Origin of the sequence: Streptomyces sp. NBC_00572, assembly GCF_026341815.1 — a bacterium.
Classification (GTDB): domain Bacteria; phylum Actinomycetota; class Actinomycetes; order Streptomycetales; family Streptomycetaceae; genus Streptomyces.
Map to the genome: position 1 here is coordinate 1734925 of NZ_JAPENX010000001.1, position 15703 is coordinate 1750627.

The window sequence follows — 15703 nt, forward strand, 5'->3', positions numbered from 1 at the left end:
CGACCATGAAGCACGAGTACGAGGCCAAGTTCCTCAACATCGACGTCATCGCCCTCCAGGACAAACTCACCGCGCTGGGCGCCACGCGATCGTTCCCCCGCACCCTCCTCACCCGCAAGATCTTCGAGAACGACGCCCTCGACGGCGGCTCGTGGCTCCGGCTGCGAGATGAGGGGACTCGCTCCACCCTCACCCTCAAGCAGGTCACCGACGCGACGACCATCGACGGCACCACCGAGATCGAGACCGAGGTCACCGACCTCCACGCCATGGCCGACATCCTCCGCCGCCTCGGCCTCACCGAGGTCCGCTACCAGGAGAACTACCGCGAGGAGTGGCGCCTGGGCGAGGTCGCCTTCGACTTCGACACCTGGCCCGACCTCTCCACCTTCGTCGAGATCGAAGGCCCCGACGAGGTGTCCGTCCGCCAGGCCGCTAATCTGCTCGACCTCGACTACGCCGAGGCACGCTTCGGCAGCGTCGACGAGATCTACAAGAGCGAGGCCAGCCGCGACATCCTCGCTGAGTCCACGCTTCTGTTCTCTGACGAGGAGAAGGACAGGCCGAACCCGACGGCGGCCGCGAGGCGTTAAGCGCGGCCGGCAAAGCTCAGGCCCTCGGGGCGGGCCGGCTTCGCAGGCCTCGGGTGGGACCGCCCTCTTTCCGAGAGTCGCTCCTTCCGGCGGTGCGTCAAGGGCGCTCCTTCGTCGCGTCGGCTTCGCCGATTCCGCTGCGCTCCACCCTTGACCCACCGCCTCCAGGAGCGAAAGACCTCTCGGAGGGCGGCCCGGGGCGGGGTCACCGCCGGGCTTAGGGCAGTATCCGGGCCGGTGTGCGTGTGCCGGGCGGTGGGTGGGGGCTCGGTTAGTGACGGGGGCCGGTGGGTCCCCACCGCGTCGGTTCGGGGTGCGCTGCCGTTGAGTGGGGCGGCCCGGTTCCGGCTTGGCGGCCGACGGTCGTTCGTGGTCGAGCTTCAGGCCCCGCTGGTCGCCCCCGATGGGTGAGCGGGGTGGATAACCCTGCATTTCTCCGAGTAACAGGCCCCGGATTAAGCCCCATTAGGGTCATACCACCCTTTCCGGGCGGAGAAACTGCACGAAACTCTCGCCAGCAGCGCACACCACCCACCAAGACTGACCGGCGGGGCCTGAATCCCCGCCACGAACGGCCGCAGCTCGCTAAGCCGAGCCCGGCTGCCCCATGTAACTGGCGCGCGCTCCCGACCGGCGGGACTTCGCCCACCAGCCCACGCCACTAGCCAAGCCCCCACCCACTCACCGGCACAGCCACGCTCACCGCAACCGATGCCCGGCCTCGCCCCACCCCCCGGCCCGAAAGACGCCCACGGCGCCCGGCAACGCACCAGCAGTCCGCGTAGGCCACGCCCCCGGCCGCCCTCCGAGTGTGAAAAGGCGGCCTCCGCCGCCGGGTCAAGGGTGGGCGCAGCCCATCGCGCAGCGACGCGACCGCAGGGAGCGCCCTTGACGCGGTGGTGGAGGCCGCCACACTCGGAAAGAGGGCGGCCGCACCCGCACTCCCACTGCCGGTTCCCCCTCAGCGCCCGGCCGTTGCGGGGCTAGTCGGCGGACAGTGCTGCTTGTACGGCGGCCGCGGCGTGGAGTCGGGTGGTGGGGAAGATCGGGACGGGGCTGTCCTCCGAGCCGATGAGAAGCTCGATTTCGGTGCAGCCCAAGATGATGCCTTCCGCTCCGCCGGCGATCAGGTCCGCGATGACCTTCTGGTAGGCGTCGCGTGACTCTTCCCGCACGATGCCCAGGCAGAGTTCCTCGTAGATCACGCGGTGGACGAGCTCGCGCCCGTCAGCGTCCGGGGTGCTTACATCGAGTCCGCCGGCTTCGAGACGGCCTCGGTAGAAGTCCTGCTCCATGGTGAACGCGGTGCCCAGCAGGCCGACTCGGCGCACGCCCGACGCCCGGACGGACTCTGCGGTGACGTCAGCCAGGTGCAGCAGGGGGATGGAAACCGCCGCCTCGACCTGGTCGGCGACCTTGTGCATGGTGTTGGTGCAGATCAGCACCATGTCTACGCCGGCTGCTTCAAGAGCCTGAGCCGCCGCAGCGAGGATCTTGCCTGCCTCCGTCCAGCGGCCCTGGACCTGCAGCTCCTCGATCTCCGCGAAGTCCACCGAGTAGAGCACGCACCGCGCCGAGTGGAGCCCACCGAGGCGGTCCCGCGTGAACTCGTTCAGCAACCGGTAGTACTCGGCTGTCGACTCCCAACTCATCCCACCGATCAGCCCGATCGTCTTCATCGCCACGCCCCTCACGTCGACTCCGAGCGGCATCGAGGTCGCCACCGGAGGCTTCTCCATAAGGAGTTGAGCATGGCAGAGCGCCATGCATAAGCCTCACTTGGAGCCAGTTGAGTCTCCATGCCTGGCGACGGTTCAAGGTCACCCACACGGGCGGTCTTCACTCACCGTGCCGACCCAGACGCATTGAGTGCGTTACGGTCGCCACAAAACGGCCCCCGTCGATGGCTGCAACCGTCGGCGAGGGCCTGAACCACTAGTGGAAACAGGCCTCCACCGTGATCTACCGGCACTTTAACGCGCCCTCCCGCGCCTTCACCCAGTTCTCGCACGAGCTCATCCGGCATCCTCGGCTCAGTTCCGACGCCGTTCGGCTGCTGACCTGGCAGCTCTCCCTCCCCCAGGGCGCACGCGAGTCGCTCTCCGCGACCGCCGAACGTGCCCGTATCGGGGGATGCGCGTTCACCCGGGCCAAGCGGCAGCTCAAGGAGGAAGGGTTCGTGCACGAGCGGCGAGTCCAGGGGCCCGGGGGTCGCTGGGTGACTCAGCAGCTCGTCTCCAGCACCCCGTTGACTTCCGACCAGGCCGCCAAACTCCTCGCACGGACACCCGACTTCACCTGCACCGACCCCGTAACCCCGCAGGTCGCACCGAGTCCCCGGAAACCGGCCGCCGGTCAGCCGACCACCCCGTCGACCGACGGTCATCCAGACAAAGACCTGAAGGAAGACACCTCCAACCTTCCGGCCGACGCCGCCGAGACCAGCGAGACCGGTGCTGAGCCCACGCCCGCCGACGGCACACCCACCAGCCCCCACCTCGAAGACGCCCGCGCCCTCATCGGCGTCCTGCCCCTCCTCTCCCCCGCCCTCCGCCACATCCCGCCCGGCATGCGCCACGAACTCAGCCGCCTCGCCGCCCGCTGGCTCGACGCCGGACACACCTCCGCCGACGTCCACCAACACATCCTTCGCGGCCTGCCCGGCACCGGGACGCCCGTACACCGACCCGGTGGGCTCGTCCGCTACCTCCTCCGTGACGTTCCGCCCCGCATCCTGCCGACCCCGCCCGCACCGGCCCCCACCCGCGCCCGGCTCTCCGTCCGACTCGAAGGCGCACGCGAGTGCACCGGCAGCCACATCCAACCCATGCTGTTCCGGCCCCTCGCCGACGAGACTCTGTGCGCCGAATGCGCCACGTCCACCGCGAACGAGCCGATGTCGGTGCCCGACGGGGAACACGTCCACGCCCCCTCGTAGGCTCGAAGGACGACCCGTCGAACCGAAAGGCCCCCGCCATGCCCCGCATCCCCACCCCCGTCATCGCCGCCGCCGGGCTCGTCGGTGGTTACGCCGTTGCGCGTTGGACCAAGAAGCGGCCCCTCGGTGGGGTCGTGCTTGCCGGGGCCGGGGCCGTTGCCGCTCGGGAGTGGCAGCAGGTGGGTGGGGTCAAGGCCTCCGTGGGGCTGAGCACCGCCTACGTCGCCGCCTTCGCCGGGTCCCACCCGCTCGCCAAGAAGATCGGGGCCTGGCCCGCGGTGTTCTCCGTCGCCGGGGCCGTAGCCGCGGCCTCCTGGGCCGTCACCCGCGGGAAGTAGGAGCCCCCCCCGTCCCTCAGCCCCCCACCCCATGGCTCACCGTATAGATCAGCAGCCCCGCCAGTGCTCCCACCACCGTGCCGTTGATGCGGATGAACTGGAGGTCTCGGCCGATGTTCGCCTCGATCTTCTTCGAGGTCTGCGTGGCGTCCCAGCCTGCGACCGTGTCCGTGATCAGGGACGTGATCTCCGTACGGTACGTCGTCACCACGTACGCCGCCGCGTCCTCCGCCCAGCCCTCGACCTTCGACTGGAGGCGGGCGTCCGTCGACAGGCGCTTGCCCAGGGAGATCAGGGAGGCGCGGGCGCGGAGGCGGAGTTGGCTGCGGTCGTCCTCCGCCGCCGCGATGATCAGGTTGCGGACCGAGGACCAGGCCGAGGCGATGATGTCCTGGACCTCCGGGCGGGCCAGGAGGTCCGACTTGAGGCGTTCGACGCGGGCGCGGGTGTCCGTGTCGGCCTGCAGGTCGGCCGCGAAGTCGGTCAGGAAGCGGTCGATCGCGCCGCGCGCCGGGTGCGCCGGCATGTCCCGCATCTCCGTCACGAAGCGGAGGAGTTCCTTGTAGACGCGTTCACCGATGCGCTTGTCCACGAAGCGGGGGGTCCAGCCCGGCGCGCCGCCCTGCACCGCGTCCATCACCGACTCGCCGTGGGTGACCAGCCAGTCGTGGGCGCGGGTGCAGACCAGGTCGACCGCCCGGTGGTGGGCACCGTCGGCGACGATCTTCTCCAGCGTCTTGCCGAGGCCCGGCGCGATCTCCGCCGCCTCCGCCCGCCGGGTGATCGCCTCCCCCACGACCGCCTGCACGTCGGAGTCGCGGAGGACGGTGAGCGCGCCCCGTAGCGCCGTGGAGAGTTCCGCCGTCACCCGGTCCGCGTGCGCCGGGTTCGCCAGCCACCCGCCCAGACGGCTGCCGATGCCCAGGGCCGCCAGTCTGCCCCGTACGACGTCCGCCGAGAGGAAGTTCTCGCCGACGAACTGGCCCAGCGACGCGCCCAGCTGGTCCTTCTTCGTCGGGATGATCGCCGTGTGCGGGATCGGCAGGCCCAGCGGCCGCCGGAACAGCGCCGTCACCGCGAACCAGTCCGCCAGCGCGCCGACCATGCCCGCCTCCGCCGCCGCCGCGACATAGCGCGTCCAGGGCCCCCAGCCCGCGTTCCCCGCCCAGGTCGCCAGGGCGTAGATCACCGCCACGGCGAGCAGCAGCGCCGTCGCCAGCGACTTCATGCGGCGGACGCCTCTGCTCTTCTCCTCGTCCGCCGCCGTGTACGAAAAACTCACCATGGGCCTGACCTCCTACCTCAGGGACTCCCGGCGGTCCTCCCGAGTTCCCCCGTACATCTTCGCGATCACCGTCTCGATGTCGGGTTCCCGCACCGACAGGTCGATCAGGGGATACGCCCCGGCCACCGCCGCCACCAGCGGAGCCGCCGAAGCCGTCGCCGGGAAGGCCAGCCACTGGCGGGGGCCTTCCGACCGTACGAAGCGGGCCCCCGCGACGTCGATCGGTGGCAGCTCCCGCTCCAGGTCCACCACCAGGAGCCGTTCGCTCTCGCCCACCGCGTGCAGGCCGGCCAGTTCTCCGTCGTACATCAGGCGTCCGTGGTCGATGACCATGACCCGCGAGCAGAGCTGCTCGATGTCCGTGAGGTCGTGAGTGGTCAACAACACCGTGGTGCCTCGTGTGGCGTTCAGGTCGCTCAGGAACTCCCTCACCCTCGCCTTCGACACCACGTCCAGGCCGATCGTCGGCTCGTCCAGGTACAGCACCTCCGGGTCGTGCAGCAGCGCCGCCGCGATGTCCCCGCGCATCCGCTGGCCCAGCGACAGCTGCCGTACCGGCACGTCCAGCAGCTCCCCCAGCTGCAGGAGCTCCACACAGCGGTCCAGGTTCTCCCGGAAGCGGGCGTCGGGGATCCGGTACATCCGGTGCATCAACCGGTACGAGTCCTTCAGCGGCAGGTCCCACCAGAGCGTCGTCCGCTGGCCGAAGACCACCCCTATCCGTTGCGCCAGACGGGTGCGCTCGCGCGCCGGGTCGATGCCCGCGACCCGCAGCCGGCCGCCGGTGGGGGTGAGAATGCCGGTCAGCATCTTGATCGTCGTCGACTTCCCCGCGCCGTTCGGGCCGATGTAGCCGACCATCTCCCCGCGCCCGACGGTGAAGGTGATGCCGTCGACCGCCCTGACCTCCTTCTTCTCGCGGCGGAGGAGGCCCGCTCTCCGGCGGACCGTGAAGACCTTCTCCAGTTTCTCCAGCTCGATGAACGGTTCCATTAGCCGCCTCCGCCCTCAACTTCCCGTCGATCGGTACGAGCGGATTCCGGCCCGCCACGCCAGCCCCGCCACCCCACAGCACGCCGCCGCCACCAGCGGCGATGCGAACGCCGCCCACTCCGGCACCCCCGCCGGAGCCGGCCTGCCCAGTACGTACAGCGCGGGCAGCCAGTTCACGAACGCCAGCGGTACGACGTACACGACACCCCGCACCAGGTCCTGCGCGAAGATCGTCGGCGGGTACCCGAGGAGGGTGTTCCCGCCGTACGTGAACGAGCTCGTCACCTCCGCCGCGTCCTGCATCCAGAACAGCGCCGACGCCCCGAGCACCATCACCGCCGCGAAGATCACCGCCCCGCAGACCACCGTCACCGGCAGCAGCAGCACCTTCACCGGCGCCCACTCCACATCCAGCAGGACCAGGCCCCAGATCAGCACGAAGAGGCCCTGGAGGACCCGGCCGAACCGCCGCAGCGCGAACTTGTCCGCCGCCACCTGCGCGAGCAGCGGCGCCGGGCGCATCAGGAAGGTGTCCAGCGAGCCGTCCCTGACCCGCTTCCCCATCCGCTGCAGCGACCCCATCGTCAGATCCGCGATCCCGAACGCCGTCCCCGCCGTCCCGTAGAGCAGCGCGACCTCCGCGAACGCGAAGCCGCCCAGGCCCTCCACCTGACCGAACATCAGGAGGATGACGACGAAGTCGAAGAAGGTGACACAGAAGCTGGTGACCAGCGTGAGCGCAAAGGACGCGCGGTACGTCATCGTGGAGCGGATCCACATGCCCGCGACCATCCGGTACGTCCGCCAGGAGTCGCCCAGGATGTTGGATCCAGGACGGGATCCGGGATTGGATCCAGGATGGGATCCGCCTCCCGATCCCCTCTCGGATCCCACGCCGGTACGCGTCACCTCAGCCACCCTGCACCACCACCTTGCGCGTCGCCGCCGCCTGCACCGCCCGTCCCGTGCCGAACAGCACCAGCGCCCAGCAGCCCTGGAAGGCGTACGCCCCCGCAAGGCCCCAGCCCTCGTACCTCCCCAGGTACACATCGGCCGGCACCTGGAGCAGCGACGCCCACGGCAGCACCCGGGCGACCTCGCCGAGGGCGCCCGGGAAGACGTTCAGCGGGAGCAGCATCCCCGAGAAGAACAGGCCGCCCAGCCAGGCCACCTGGACCGCCCCCTGGCCGTCCATCAGCCAGAAAGCGCTCATCGCCACCAGGTACCAGATCGCGAAGCTGACCGTGGAGCCCAGCGCCACGGCCACCAGGAAGGCGAGCCAGGACCCCGGCCCGGCCGGCAGGGTGAAGCGGAAGGCCAGCCAGCCGACCGCCATGGGGGCGACTCCCCGGCCGAGCAACTGGAAGGCGGCACGGCCCAGGTTGGCCGAGAACCACCAGGTCTGGAGGTCGGCGGGGCGGTAGAGGTCGACCGCGATGTCCCCGGTCCTGATCCGCTCGATCAGCTCGTCCTCGAAGCCGCCGCCCATCATCCCGCAGACCGTGATCAGCGCCTGCCCGATCCAGACGTAGGCGAGCGCGTCGTCCATGGAGTAGCCGCCGAGCTGCGGCTTCTCGTCCCAGAGGGCGATGTACGTGTACGACAGGATGAAGCCGAAGACGGTGTTCGTGAACACACCCGCCGCCGTCGCCACCCGATAGGTGGCATGACGCCGGAAGCCGCCCGCGGCCACCGTCGCGTACAGCCGCAGCATGCCGCTCCTTCCCCGTACGCACAGTCCGCGGCAAGCACAGTCCGTGACGTGCGCGATCCGTAAAGCACTGAAAAATGCCGAAGCGCACGACCCTAGCGAGGTGAGCCCGCCACCCGCGACCGGATTTCCCGTCACCTTCGGGTCGCATTCGGGAGTTTCGTCACCTTGGGGGCAATATGGGTTGCCATGCCCCCTTCCTCCGGTACGAGCGACTCCGACGCCCCCCGGCCGGCCCGCACGCCGGGCTGGGAACCGAGGGACCCCACCCTCGGCACGCCCCCACCCCCCGCGCCCAGACGCCGCCGTCCCCGCCGCGTCCTGCGCACCCTCTTCGGACTCCTGCTCCTCGGCACCCTGTTGCTCGCCGGCGCCTTCGCCGCCGGCTACCTCCTGGTGGAGATTCCGCCCGCCAACGCCGCCGCCCTCGCCCAGTCCAACGTCTACCTCTACCGGGACGGCAGCACCCTCGCCCGCGACGGCGAGGTCAACCGCGAGAACGTACGGCTCGACCGCGTCCCCCTCACCGTCCGGCAGGCCGTCCTCGCCGCCGAGGACCGCGACTTCCACAGCTCGCGCGCCGTCGACCCCAAGGCGATGGTCCGCGCCGCCTGGAACACCGTCACCGGCAAGGGCCGCCAGTCCGGCTCCACCATCACCCAGCAGTACGTGAAGAACTACTACCTGGGCCAGGAGCAGACCCTCACCCGCAAGGCGAAGGAGTTCTTCATCGCGATCAAGCTCGGCCGCGAGAAGAGCAAGGAGGAGATCCTCCAGGGTTACCTGAACACCAGCTACTTCGGACGCAACGCGTACGGCATCCAGGCCGCCGCCCGCGCCTACTACGGCAAGGACGTCGAGGACCTCGACACCGCCGAGGGCGCGTACCTCGCCTCCCTCCTCAAGGCCCCCAGCGCCTACGACGTCACCACCCACCCCGAGAACCGCGCCAAGGCCGTCGCCCGCTGGCACTACGTCCTCGACGGCATGGTCACCGAGCGCCGGCTCACCCCCGCCGCACGCGCCGCCGCACGCTTCCCGACCCCCCAGACCGCCCGCCCCGCCACCGGCCTCTCCGGACAGCGCGGCTACCTCGTCCAGGCCGTCGAGGAGTACCTCACCGACCACGGCGTCGTCGACGAGAAGACCCTCGCCGGCGGCGGCTTCCGCATCACCACCACCCTCGAACCCGCCAAACAGGACGCGCTCGTCCAAGCCGTCGAAGAGCGCGTCATGACCCGCCTCGACCCGGCGGGCGCCCCCGCCGACCGGTTCGTACGGGTCGGAGCGGCGGCCGTCGACCCGGCGAACGGCAAGGTCCTCGCCATGTACGGCGGCGTCGACTACACCCAGCAGTACGTCAACAACGCCACCCGCCGCGACTACCAGGTCGGCTCCACCTTCAAACCCTTCGTCTTCACCGCCGCCGTCCAGCGGGGGGCACAGACCCAGCACGGCGAACCCATCACCCCGTACACGGTGTACGACGGGAACAACCGGCGCCCGGTCGAGGGCTGGAACGGCAATCCGTACGACCCCGCCAACGAGGACGACGAGAGCTATGGCGAGATCGCCGTCGGCACCGCCACCGACCTGTCCGTGAACGCCGTGTACGCCCAGATGGCCGTCGACGTCGGCCCCGGCCACGTACGCCGCACCGCGATCGCCCTCGGCCTGCCCCACGCCACCCCCGACCTCACCGCCTCCCCCTCCATCGCGCTCGGCCCCGCCACGGCCAGCGTCCTGGACATGGCCACGGCGTACGCGACCCTCGCCGCGCACGGCCGGCACGGCACGTACACCCTCGTCGAGAGCCTCAGCAGGGACGGCCAGGAGCTGGAGGTACCGGCCGCCGCGGCCCGCCAGGCGGTGAGCCGGGAGGCCGCCGACACCACCACGTCCATCCTGCGGAGCGTCGTCGAGACGGGCACGGGAACGGCCGCGCAGGCCGCCGGACGCCCCGCCGCCGGCAAGACCGGCACCGCGGAGGACGACAAGGCCGCCTGGTTCGCCGGCTACACCCCGGAACTCGCCACGGTCGTCGCGATGATGGGCCAGGACCCCGAGTCGGGCCGGCAGGAACCCCTGTACGGAGCACTCGGACAGCCCCGGATCAACGGGGGCGGGGAGCCCGCCGAGATCTGGGCCCGGTTCACCCGGGAGGCCCTGGCGGGAACGGCGCCGCGGGACTTCGAACTCCAGCTGATGCCGGGGGCGGAGCGGCTGCCGCCGATCCCGCCGATGCCGGACGTCCCTGGCGCCCCCGATGCCTCTGATGCACCTGATGCCTCTGCGGCCCCTGAGGCCCCTGACGCTCCTGACGCTCCTGACGCTCCTGACGCTCCTGAGGAGTCGTACGAACTGGGCGAGGCGGGCCCGGGAGCGGCGTCACGCAGCCCCGGGCCCGCCCCGAGTGCCGTACGTCAGTGACCGGACGTCGCCTTCAGACCCACCACGGCGACGAGCAGCAGACAGACGAAGAAGATCCGGGCGGCGGTCGCCGGCTCACCGAGGACCACCATGCCGAGCACCGCCGCACCGGCCGCGCCGATGCCCACCCACACGCCGTACGCCGTACCGATGGGCAGCGTCTTGGCCGCGTGCGACAGCAGCACCATGGAAGCGATGATCCCGGCACCGGTGAACACGCTCGGCCAGAGCCGCGTGAAGCCGTCGGTGTACTTCATCCCGATCGACCAGCCGACTTCCAGCAGACCCGCGACGACAAGAAGAACCCAGGCCATGACGACAACACCTCCGCGAGACGGAACAACAGGGGTGCGTCGTCTTGTCGGGATCCCGGTACGGCGCGTCTCGTCGGGTGTCTCCAGGCTAGCAAAAAACGGCGGTAGGCCCTGGTGACCATGGTCACCAGGGCCTACCGAGACACCTGGGCTCAGAGATACAGCCCGGTCGAATCCGTCGTCCCCTGGAACCGGTCCGCGGCCACCGCGTGCAGGTCGCGCTCCCGCATCAGGATGTACGCGACACCCCGCACCTCGACCTCGGCGCGGTCCTCGGGGTCGTACAGCACCCGGTCGCCGATCTCGACGGTACGGACGTTCTGACCGACCGCGACCACCTCGGCCCAGGCGAGGCGACGGCCGACCGCGGCGGTCGCCGGAATCAGGATGCCGCCGCCGGAGCGCCGCTCCCCCTCCGGAGAGTCGGTGCGGACCAGGACGCGGTCGTGGAGCATCCGGATGGGCAGCTTGTCGTGCGTGTTCTCGCTCACGGAGTGAACCTACCTGCCCGGGTGCGCCCCCCACCGCGAGGAGGGGTCATCTCCGGGAAGGTCATCCCTTGCCCTTGCGGGAGGACGCGGCGAGCAGCCCGACGACCGCGACGGCGACGAGCGCCGCCGGCACCACGCGCTCCAGCCGGGGGGCGCCGTCCGCATGGGTGAAACGTGCCTTCACATCAGAGACGACCCGGTTGACGGCGACGAAGGCGCGTCCCGCGGTCTGGTCGACCGTCGAGGCGACCTTGGCCTTCGCGTCCCCGATGATCGTCTTCGGGTGCATCCGAATGCCGATCTCGTCGAGAGTGACGGCGAGCTGCTCGCGCCGGCGGACGATGTCCGCCTCGATCTGCGCAGGGGTCCTGGCATCCGACACCGCGCTGCCTCCGTAGTCGTGATCCGGGTGGTCGTGATCCGGTCGTTGATCGGTCCTTGTGGACAGTCTGTCAGTTCTGTCGCCTTCGGGTCGTCCCAGACCCCCATTAGGCTCTGAACGCGTACGCGAACCATCCCGAGGAGAGCCATGAGCGAGCGACTGCAGCCCGGCGACACCGCCCCCGCCTTCACCCTGCCCGACGCGGACGGCAACGAGGTCTCCCTCGCGGACCACAAGGGCCGCAAGGTCATCGTCTACTTCTACCCGGCCGCGCTGACCCCCGGCTGCACGAAGCAGGCCTGCGACTTCACGGACAACCTGGACGTGCTCGCGGCGGCGGGCTACGACGTCATCGGCGTCTCCCCGGACAAGCCGGAGAAGCTGGCGAAGTTCCGCGAGAAGGAGAACCTGAAGGTCACGCTGGTCGGCGACCCGTCGAAGGAGACCCTGGAGGCGTACGGCGCCTTCGGCGAGAAGAAGCTGTACGGCAAGACGGTGACGGGCGTGATCCGCTCGACGGTCGTCGTCGACGAGGACGGCAAGGTGGAGCACGCCTTCTACAACGTGAAGGCGACGGGCCACGTGGCCAAGATCATCAGGGACCTGGGCGTCTGACCCCGGCACCCGCGGAAGGCCCGCCCCTCACGGGGCGGGCCTTCCGCGTTCCCGCGACGCGATCTCCGTACGCGTGATGACGTGACCGTCCGATATTCGACTCGTTGGTCCGTACGAGGCTGCGAACGGGTGGCCGAGAGCGGAGGGGGCTCGATGGGGACGAGCGCGTACACGAGGGAACGCCTGGAAGCGGCGGCGCGGGGGGCGCGGACGCTGACGGAGGCGCTGGAGGGGTTGGGGGTGGATCCGCGGAGCGGGTCCCGCCGGTATCTGCACGACCGCATGCGGAAGCTGGGGGTGGACACGTCGCACTTCGAGCGGGAGGGCGTGCGGTGGACACGGGAGGTTCTCGCGGAGGCCGTGGCCGCGTCCACGAACGTGTGCGAGGTGCTGCGCAGACTGGGGGTGGAGGTCGTGGGCGGGCAGCACACCCACATCAGCCGACGGATCAAGGCGTACGGGATCGACACCTCGCACTTCCTCGCGCCGTCCCGACGAGGCAAGCCCTGGCGCCGGCGAACGCCCGAAGGCCTGCTCGTGGAGCAGACCGGCCCGCAGGCCCGACGTGTTCCGAGCGACCGCCTCACCTGGGCGATGACGGAGTCAGGGGTACGGAAGCAGTGCGCGATGTGCGGCACAGAGGCCGTATGGCGCGGCCGACCGATCCCGCTCGAGGTCGACCACGTCGACGGCGACTGGCGCAACAACCGCATCGAGAACCTGCGGTTCCTCTGCCCGAACTGTCACTCGACAACGGACAGCTACCGGGGCCGCAGCAAGAAGCGGGCGTCATGACCAGCGGCCCGCGGTACACCCGCGAGCGGTTGACCGAAGCCGCCGCGCGATGCTCGACCGTGGACGAGGTTGTCGCCTTCTTCGACTCACAGCCGTACGACAAGCTCAACAGATACCTACTGAAGCGCTTCGCCCACTACGGAATCGACATCTCGCACTTCCCCCACCGGCGGCGTAGCGGGCCCCCGCCCCGCCCGGCGCCGGACGAGCTGCGGCGCACCAGCGAGGGAGACAGGGCCCCACTCCGGCCAAACGGCCCGAGGCCATTCTGGAGATCGATCACATCAACGGGGACTGGCATGACGACCGGCGCGAGAACCTGCGACCGCTGTGTCCCAACTGCCATGCGGCTACCGACACCTGGTGCCGAGGAGGACGGCGGGTAAAGTAGGGGATCGTGTACGCGCCCGTACGCCAAGGGCTGAGCGGCGATCTTTAGGTGGTCGTGTCTGTCGGTTCGAATCCGACCGGGCGTACCGTACGACGGCCCAGCGCACAGAGTGCCGCTGGGCCGTTCTCGTTCCGGTCCTCAGCCCAGCAGTTCCCTCACCACCGGTACCAGCGCCCGGAACGCCTTGCCCCGGTGGCTGATCGCGTTCTTCTCCGCCGGGGTCAGTTCCGCGCAGGTCACCTCGTGGCCGTTCGGCTGGAGGATCGGGTCGTAGCCGAAGCCGTTCGTGCCCTCGGGGGCGTGGCGGAGGGTGCCCGGCATCGTGCCCTCGACGACGCGTTCCGTGCCGTCGGGCAGGGCCAGGGCCGCCGCGCAGGCGAAGTGGGCGCCTCGGTGTTCGTCTGCGATGTCGGAGAGTTGGGCCAGCAGGAGGTTCAGGTTGGCTCGGTCGTCGCCGTGGGTGCCCGACCAGCGGGCGGAGAAGATGCCGGGGGCGCCGTTCAGGACGTCGACGCAGAGGCCGGAGTCGTCGGCCACCGCCGGCAGGCCGGTGGCCTGGGCCAGGGCGTGGGCCTTCAGCAGGGCGTTCTCGGCGAAGGTGACGCCGGTTTCCTTGACGTCGGGGATCTCCGGGTACGCGTCCGCGCCGACGAGTTCCAGGTCGAGACCTGCGTCGGCGAGGATCGCGTGAAGTTCGGTGATCTTGCCCGGGTTGCGGGTGGCGAGGATCAGTCGGGTCATGCCACCGATTATCCCGGGGTGCAGACCTTGCCGATCTCGGTGGCCGCGTCGGTGATGGGGGTGATGTCCGGCGTGGTGTCGCCGTTCTTCACCGCGGTGCGGACGGTGTCGACGCCCTTGGTGAGGTCGTCGACCGCCTTGGAGAGGTCGGCGTTGTCCGTGGTGTCCTTGAGGTTGCCCAGTTCCGTGGAGATGGAGTTGAGGGACTCCTCGATCTGCGTGGCGTCGTTCGAGGCGTTGGAGACGGCCTGCTGAAGGTTGCTCACCGAGGTGGCTATCGCGTCGGCGGTCTTGACGCAGTCCATTGCTTTGTCGAGGGCTCCGCAGCCGCTCAGGACGGTGGTGAGTGCGGCGGCCGTGGCCACGGCGAGTGCGAGACGGCGCTTCAAGGCGGGTCCTCCCCCAGGTTCGTACATGCGGACGGGCGGGCGCACGGATCGTACCCGTGTGCCCGCCCGTCAGGACGCGGTGAGGGGTCAGAGGGTTCCTTCGAGGGCCTTGCGCTGGATCTCGGCGAGTTCGGCGCAGCCGCCGGACGCGAGGTCCAGGAGGGCGTTGAGCTCCTTGCGGTCGAAGGGCTCGGCCTCGGCGGTGCCCTGGACCTCGACGAAGCGACCGTCGCCGGTGCAGACGACGTTCATGTCGGTGTCGGCGCGGACGTCCTCCTCGTAACAGAGGTCGAGGAGGGGGACGCCGTCGACGATGCCGACGGAGACGGCGCCGACGGTGCCGGTGAGGGGCTTGCGGCCGGCCTTGACGAGCTTCTTGCCCTGGGCCCAGGACACCGCGTCGGCGAGGGCGACGTACGCGCCGGTGATGGCGGCGGTGCGGGTGCCGCCGTCGGCCTGGAGGACGTCGCAGTCGAGGACGATGGTGTTCTCGCCGAGCGCCTTGTAGTCGATGACGGCGCGCAGGGAGCGGCCGATGAGGCGGGAGATCTCGTGCGTACGGCCGCCGATCTTGCCGCGGACGGATTCGCGGTCGCCGCGGGTGTTCGTGGCGCGCGGGAGCATCGAGTACTCGCCGGTGACCCAGCCTTCGCCGCTGCCCTTGCGCCAGCGCGGGACGCCTTCGGTGACGGAGGCGGTGCAGAAGACCTTGGTGTCGCCGAAGGAGATGAGGACGGAGCCCTCGGCGTGCTTGCTCCATCCGCGTTCGATGGTGACGGGGCGGAGCTGTTCGGGGGTACGGCCGTCGATACGAGACATGGGACGAGCCTAGCGGGATACGGGGAGGGGCCCGTTCCCGTTGTGGTGCGGGGCCGGTTGCCCGGGTGGTGCGGGGCCGGTTGCCGTGGTGGTGCGCGGCCCGTTCCTGTGGTGGCGTCATGACGAAGGGCCCGTTCCCCTGCCGGAACGGGCCCTTCAGCTGATGCGGCTGCTTACATCATGTCTTCGATGTCGGCGGCGATCGGGTCGGCGTCGGTGCCGATGACGACCTGGATCGCGGTGCCCATCTTGACGACGCCGTGGGCGCCGGCGGCCTTGAGGGCGGCCTCGTCGACCTTGGACGGGTCCACGACCTCGGTGCGCAGGCGGGTGATGCAGCCTTCGACCTCTTCGATGTTCTCGATGCCGCCGAGCCCGGCGACGATCTTCTCAGCCTTGCTGGCCATGTGTTTCTCCCTGTCCGTTCCGTTCGCGCGCACGCGAATCTCGGCGCACCTGTGGTCCGCTTTGTCACGGT

18 protein-coding genes, 1 tRNA gene, 1 pseudogene and 1 riboswitch are annotated in these 15703 nt (G+C 70.0%); of the genes and pseudogenes, 8 read left to right on the forward strand and 12 right to left on the reverse strand.

Going from position 1 to position 15703, the window contains the following annotated elements; genetic code table 11:
• Positions 1-5 precede the first annotated feature (5 nt).
• The gene (locus OG514_RS07895) at positions 6-593 is read left to right on the forward strand and encodes a class IV adenylate cyclase (protein ID WP_266892278.1); all 588 of its coding nucleotides are present in this window, start codon (positions 6-8) and stop codon (positions 591-593) included.
• Positions 594-1576: 983 nt separating this feature from the next.
• On the opposite strand, the gene OG514_RS07900 is transcribed toward OG514_RS07895, so the two are convergent.
• The gene (locus tag OG514_RS07900) at positions 1577-2272 is read right to left on the reverse strand and encodes an aspartate/glutamate racemase family protein (protein WP_266900784.1); all 696 of its coding nucleotides are present in this window, start codon (positions 2270-2272) and stop codon (positions 1577-1579) included.
• Between the two features lie 278 nt (positions 2273-2550).
• Between OG514_RS07900 and OG514_RS07905 the strand changes: the two genes are divergently transcribed.
• Both OG514_RS07905 and OG514_RS07910 read left to right on the forward strand, forming a co-directional pair.
• Positions 2551-3531: a hypothetical protein gene (locus OG514_RS07905; protein WP_266892280.1), complete on the forward strand. Its 981-nt coding sequence runs from the start codon at positions 2551-2553 to the stop codon at positions 3529-3531.
• A gap of 38 nt (positions 3532-3569) precedes the next feature.
• A complete protein-coding gene (locus OG514_RS07910) occupies positions 3570-3869 on the forward strand; it encodes a hypothetical protein (RefSeq protein WP_266892282.1) in 300 nt (99 codons plus the stop codon).
• A gap of 16 nt (positions 3870-3885) precedes the next feature.
• Here OG514_RS07910 and OG514_RS07915 read toward each other — a convergent pair whose 3' ends face one another.
• The 4 genes from OG514_RS07915 to OG514_RS07930 all read right to left on the reverse strand — a co-directional run bounded on the left by OG514_RS07915 (position 3886) and on the right by OG514_RS07930 (position 7858).
• Entirely contained in the window at positions 3886-5154 is a 1269-nt protein-coding gene (locus OG514_RS07915; RefSeq protein ID WP_266892284.1) for a DUF445 domain-containing protein, read from the reverse strand.
• 12 nt (positions 5155-5166) lie between these two features.
• Positions 5167-6147 carry an ATP-binding cassette domain-containing protein gene (locus tag OG514_RS07920; RefSeq protein WP_266892286.1) on the reverse strand — a complete coding sequence of 327 codons (981 nt, stop codon included), beginning with the start codon at positions 6145-6147 and terminating at the stop codon, positions 5167-5169.
• 15 nt (positions 6148-6162) lie between these two features.
• Positions 6163-6939 (reverse strand): ABC transporter permease, encoded by a 777-nt coding sequence (locus tag OG514_RS07925; RefSeq protein ID WP_266892288.1) that lies wholly within the window; start codon positions 6937-6939, stop codon positions 6163-6165.
• 118 nt (positions 6940-7057) lie between these two features.
• Entirely contained in the window at positions 7058-7858 is an 801-nt protein-coding gene (locus OG514_RS07930; RefSeq protein WP_266900785.1) for an ABC-2 family transporter protein, read from the reverse strand.
• A gap of 189 nt (positions 7859-8047) precedes the next feature.
• Here OG514_RS07930 and OG514_RS07935 point away from each other — a divergent pair, with 189 nt between their 5' ends.
• Positions 8048-10288: a transglycosylase domain-containing protein gene (locus OG514_RS07935; protein WP_266892290.1), complete on the forward strand. Its 2241-nt coding sequence runs from the start codon at positions 8048-8050 to the stop codon at positions 10286-10288.
• Here OG514_RS07935 and OG514_RS07940 read toward each other — a convergent pair.
• The 3 genes from OG514_RS07940 to OG514_RS07950 all read right to left on the reverse strand — a co-directional run bounded on the left by OG514_RS07940 (position 10282) and on the right by OG514_RS07950 (position 11475).
• The gene (locus OG514_RS07940) at positions 10282-10602 is read right to left on the reverse strand and encodes a multidrug efflux SMR transporter (protein ID WP_073913474.1); all 321 of its coding nucleotides are present in this window, start codon (positions 10600-10602) and stop codon (positions 10282-10284) included. The genes OG514_RS07935 and OG514_RS07940 overlap by 7 nt on opposite strands.
• Positions 10603-10635: 33 nt before the next feature.
• Positions 10636-10705, reverse strand: a riboswitch (guanidine-III (ykkC-III) riboswitch).
• A gap of 49 nt (positions 10706-10754) precedes the next feature.
• On the reverse strand, positions 10755-11093 hold the full coding sequence (locus OG514_RS07945; RefSeq protein WP_229313943.1) for a co-chaperone GroES: 339 nt from the start codon (positions 11091-11093) through the stop codon (positions 10755-10757).
• Between the two features lie 61 nt (positions 11094-11154).
• Entirely contained in the window at positions 11155-11475 is a 321-nt protein-coding gene (locus OG514_RS07950; RefSeq protein ID WP_266892298.1) for a DUF3618 domain-containing protein, read from the reverse strand.
• A 147-nt stretch (positions 11476-11622) separates the two neighbouring features.
• On the opposite strand from OG514_RS07950, the gene bcp reads away from it, so the two are divergent.
• The 4 genes and pseudogenes from bcp to OG514_RS07970 all read left to right on the forward strand — a co-directional run bounded on the left by bcp (position 11623) and on the right by OG514_RS07970 (position 13361).
• Positions 11623-12090 carry a thioredoxin-dependent thiol peroxidase gene (gene bcp, locus OG514_RS07955; RefSeq protein WP_266892300.1) on the forward strand — a complete coding sequence of 156 codons (468 nt, stop codon included), beginning with the start codon at positions 11623-11625 and terminating at the stop codon, positions 12088-12090.
• A 153-nt stretch (positions 12091-12243) separates the two neighbouring features.
• On the forward strand, positions 12244-12885 hold the full coding sequence (locus OG514_RS07960) for an HNH endonuclease signature motif containing protein (RefSeq protein WP_266892302.1): 642 nt from the start codon (positions 12244-12246) through the stop codon (positions 12883-12885).
• Positions 12882-13276: pseudogene (locus OG514_RS07965) on the forward strand (hypothetical protein). The gene OG514_RS07960 and the pseudogene OG514_RS07965 overlap by 4 nt, the downstream one beginning before the upstream one ends.
• A gap of 12 nt (positions 13277-13288) precedes the next feature.
• Positions 13289-13361: transfer RNA gene (locus tag OG514_RS07970), tRNA-Leu, on the forward strand.
• Between the two features lie 53 nt (positions 13362-13414).
• Here OG514_RS07970 and rdgB read toward each other — a convergent pair.
• The 4 genes from rdgB to OG514_RS07990 all read right to left on the reverse strand — a co-directional run bounded on the left by rdgB (position 13415) and on the right by OG514_RS07990 (position 15665).
• A complete protein-coding gene (rdgB, locus tag OG514_RS07975; RefSeq protein ID WP_266892304.1) occupies positions 13415-14017 on the reverse strand; it encodes an RdgB/HAM1 family non-canonical purine NTP pyrophosphatase in 603 nt (200 codons plus the stop codon).
• Positions 14018-14025: 8 nt separating this feature from the next.
• Complete coding sequence (locus OG514_RS07980) at positions 14026-14433, reverse strand: hypothetical protein (RefSeq protein ID WP_266900786.1); 408 nt, start codon at positions 14431-14433, stop codon at positions 14026-14028.
• 60 nt (positions 14434-14493) lie between these two features.
• The gene (rph, locus tag OG514_RS07985; RefSeq protein ID WP_266892306.1) at positions 14494-15225 is read right to left on the reverse strand and encodes a ribonuclease PH; all 732 of its coding nucleotides are present in this window, start codon (positions 15223-15225) and stop codon (positions 14494-14496) included.
• A 173-nt stretch (positions 15226-15398) separates the two neighbouring features.
• A complete protein-coding gene (locus tag OG514_RS07990) occupies positions 15399-15665 on the reverse strand; it encodes a PTS glucose/sucrose transporter subunit IIB (RefSeq protein ID WP_266892308.1) in 267 nt (88 codons plus the stop codon).
• Positions 15666-15703 lie beyond the last annotated feature (38 nt).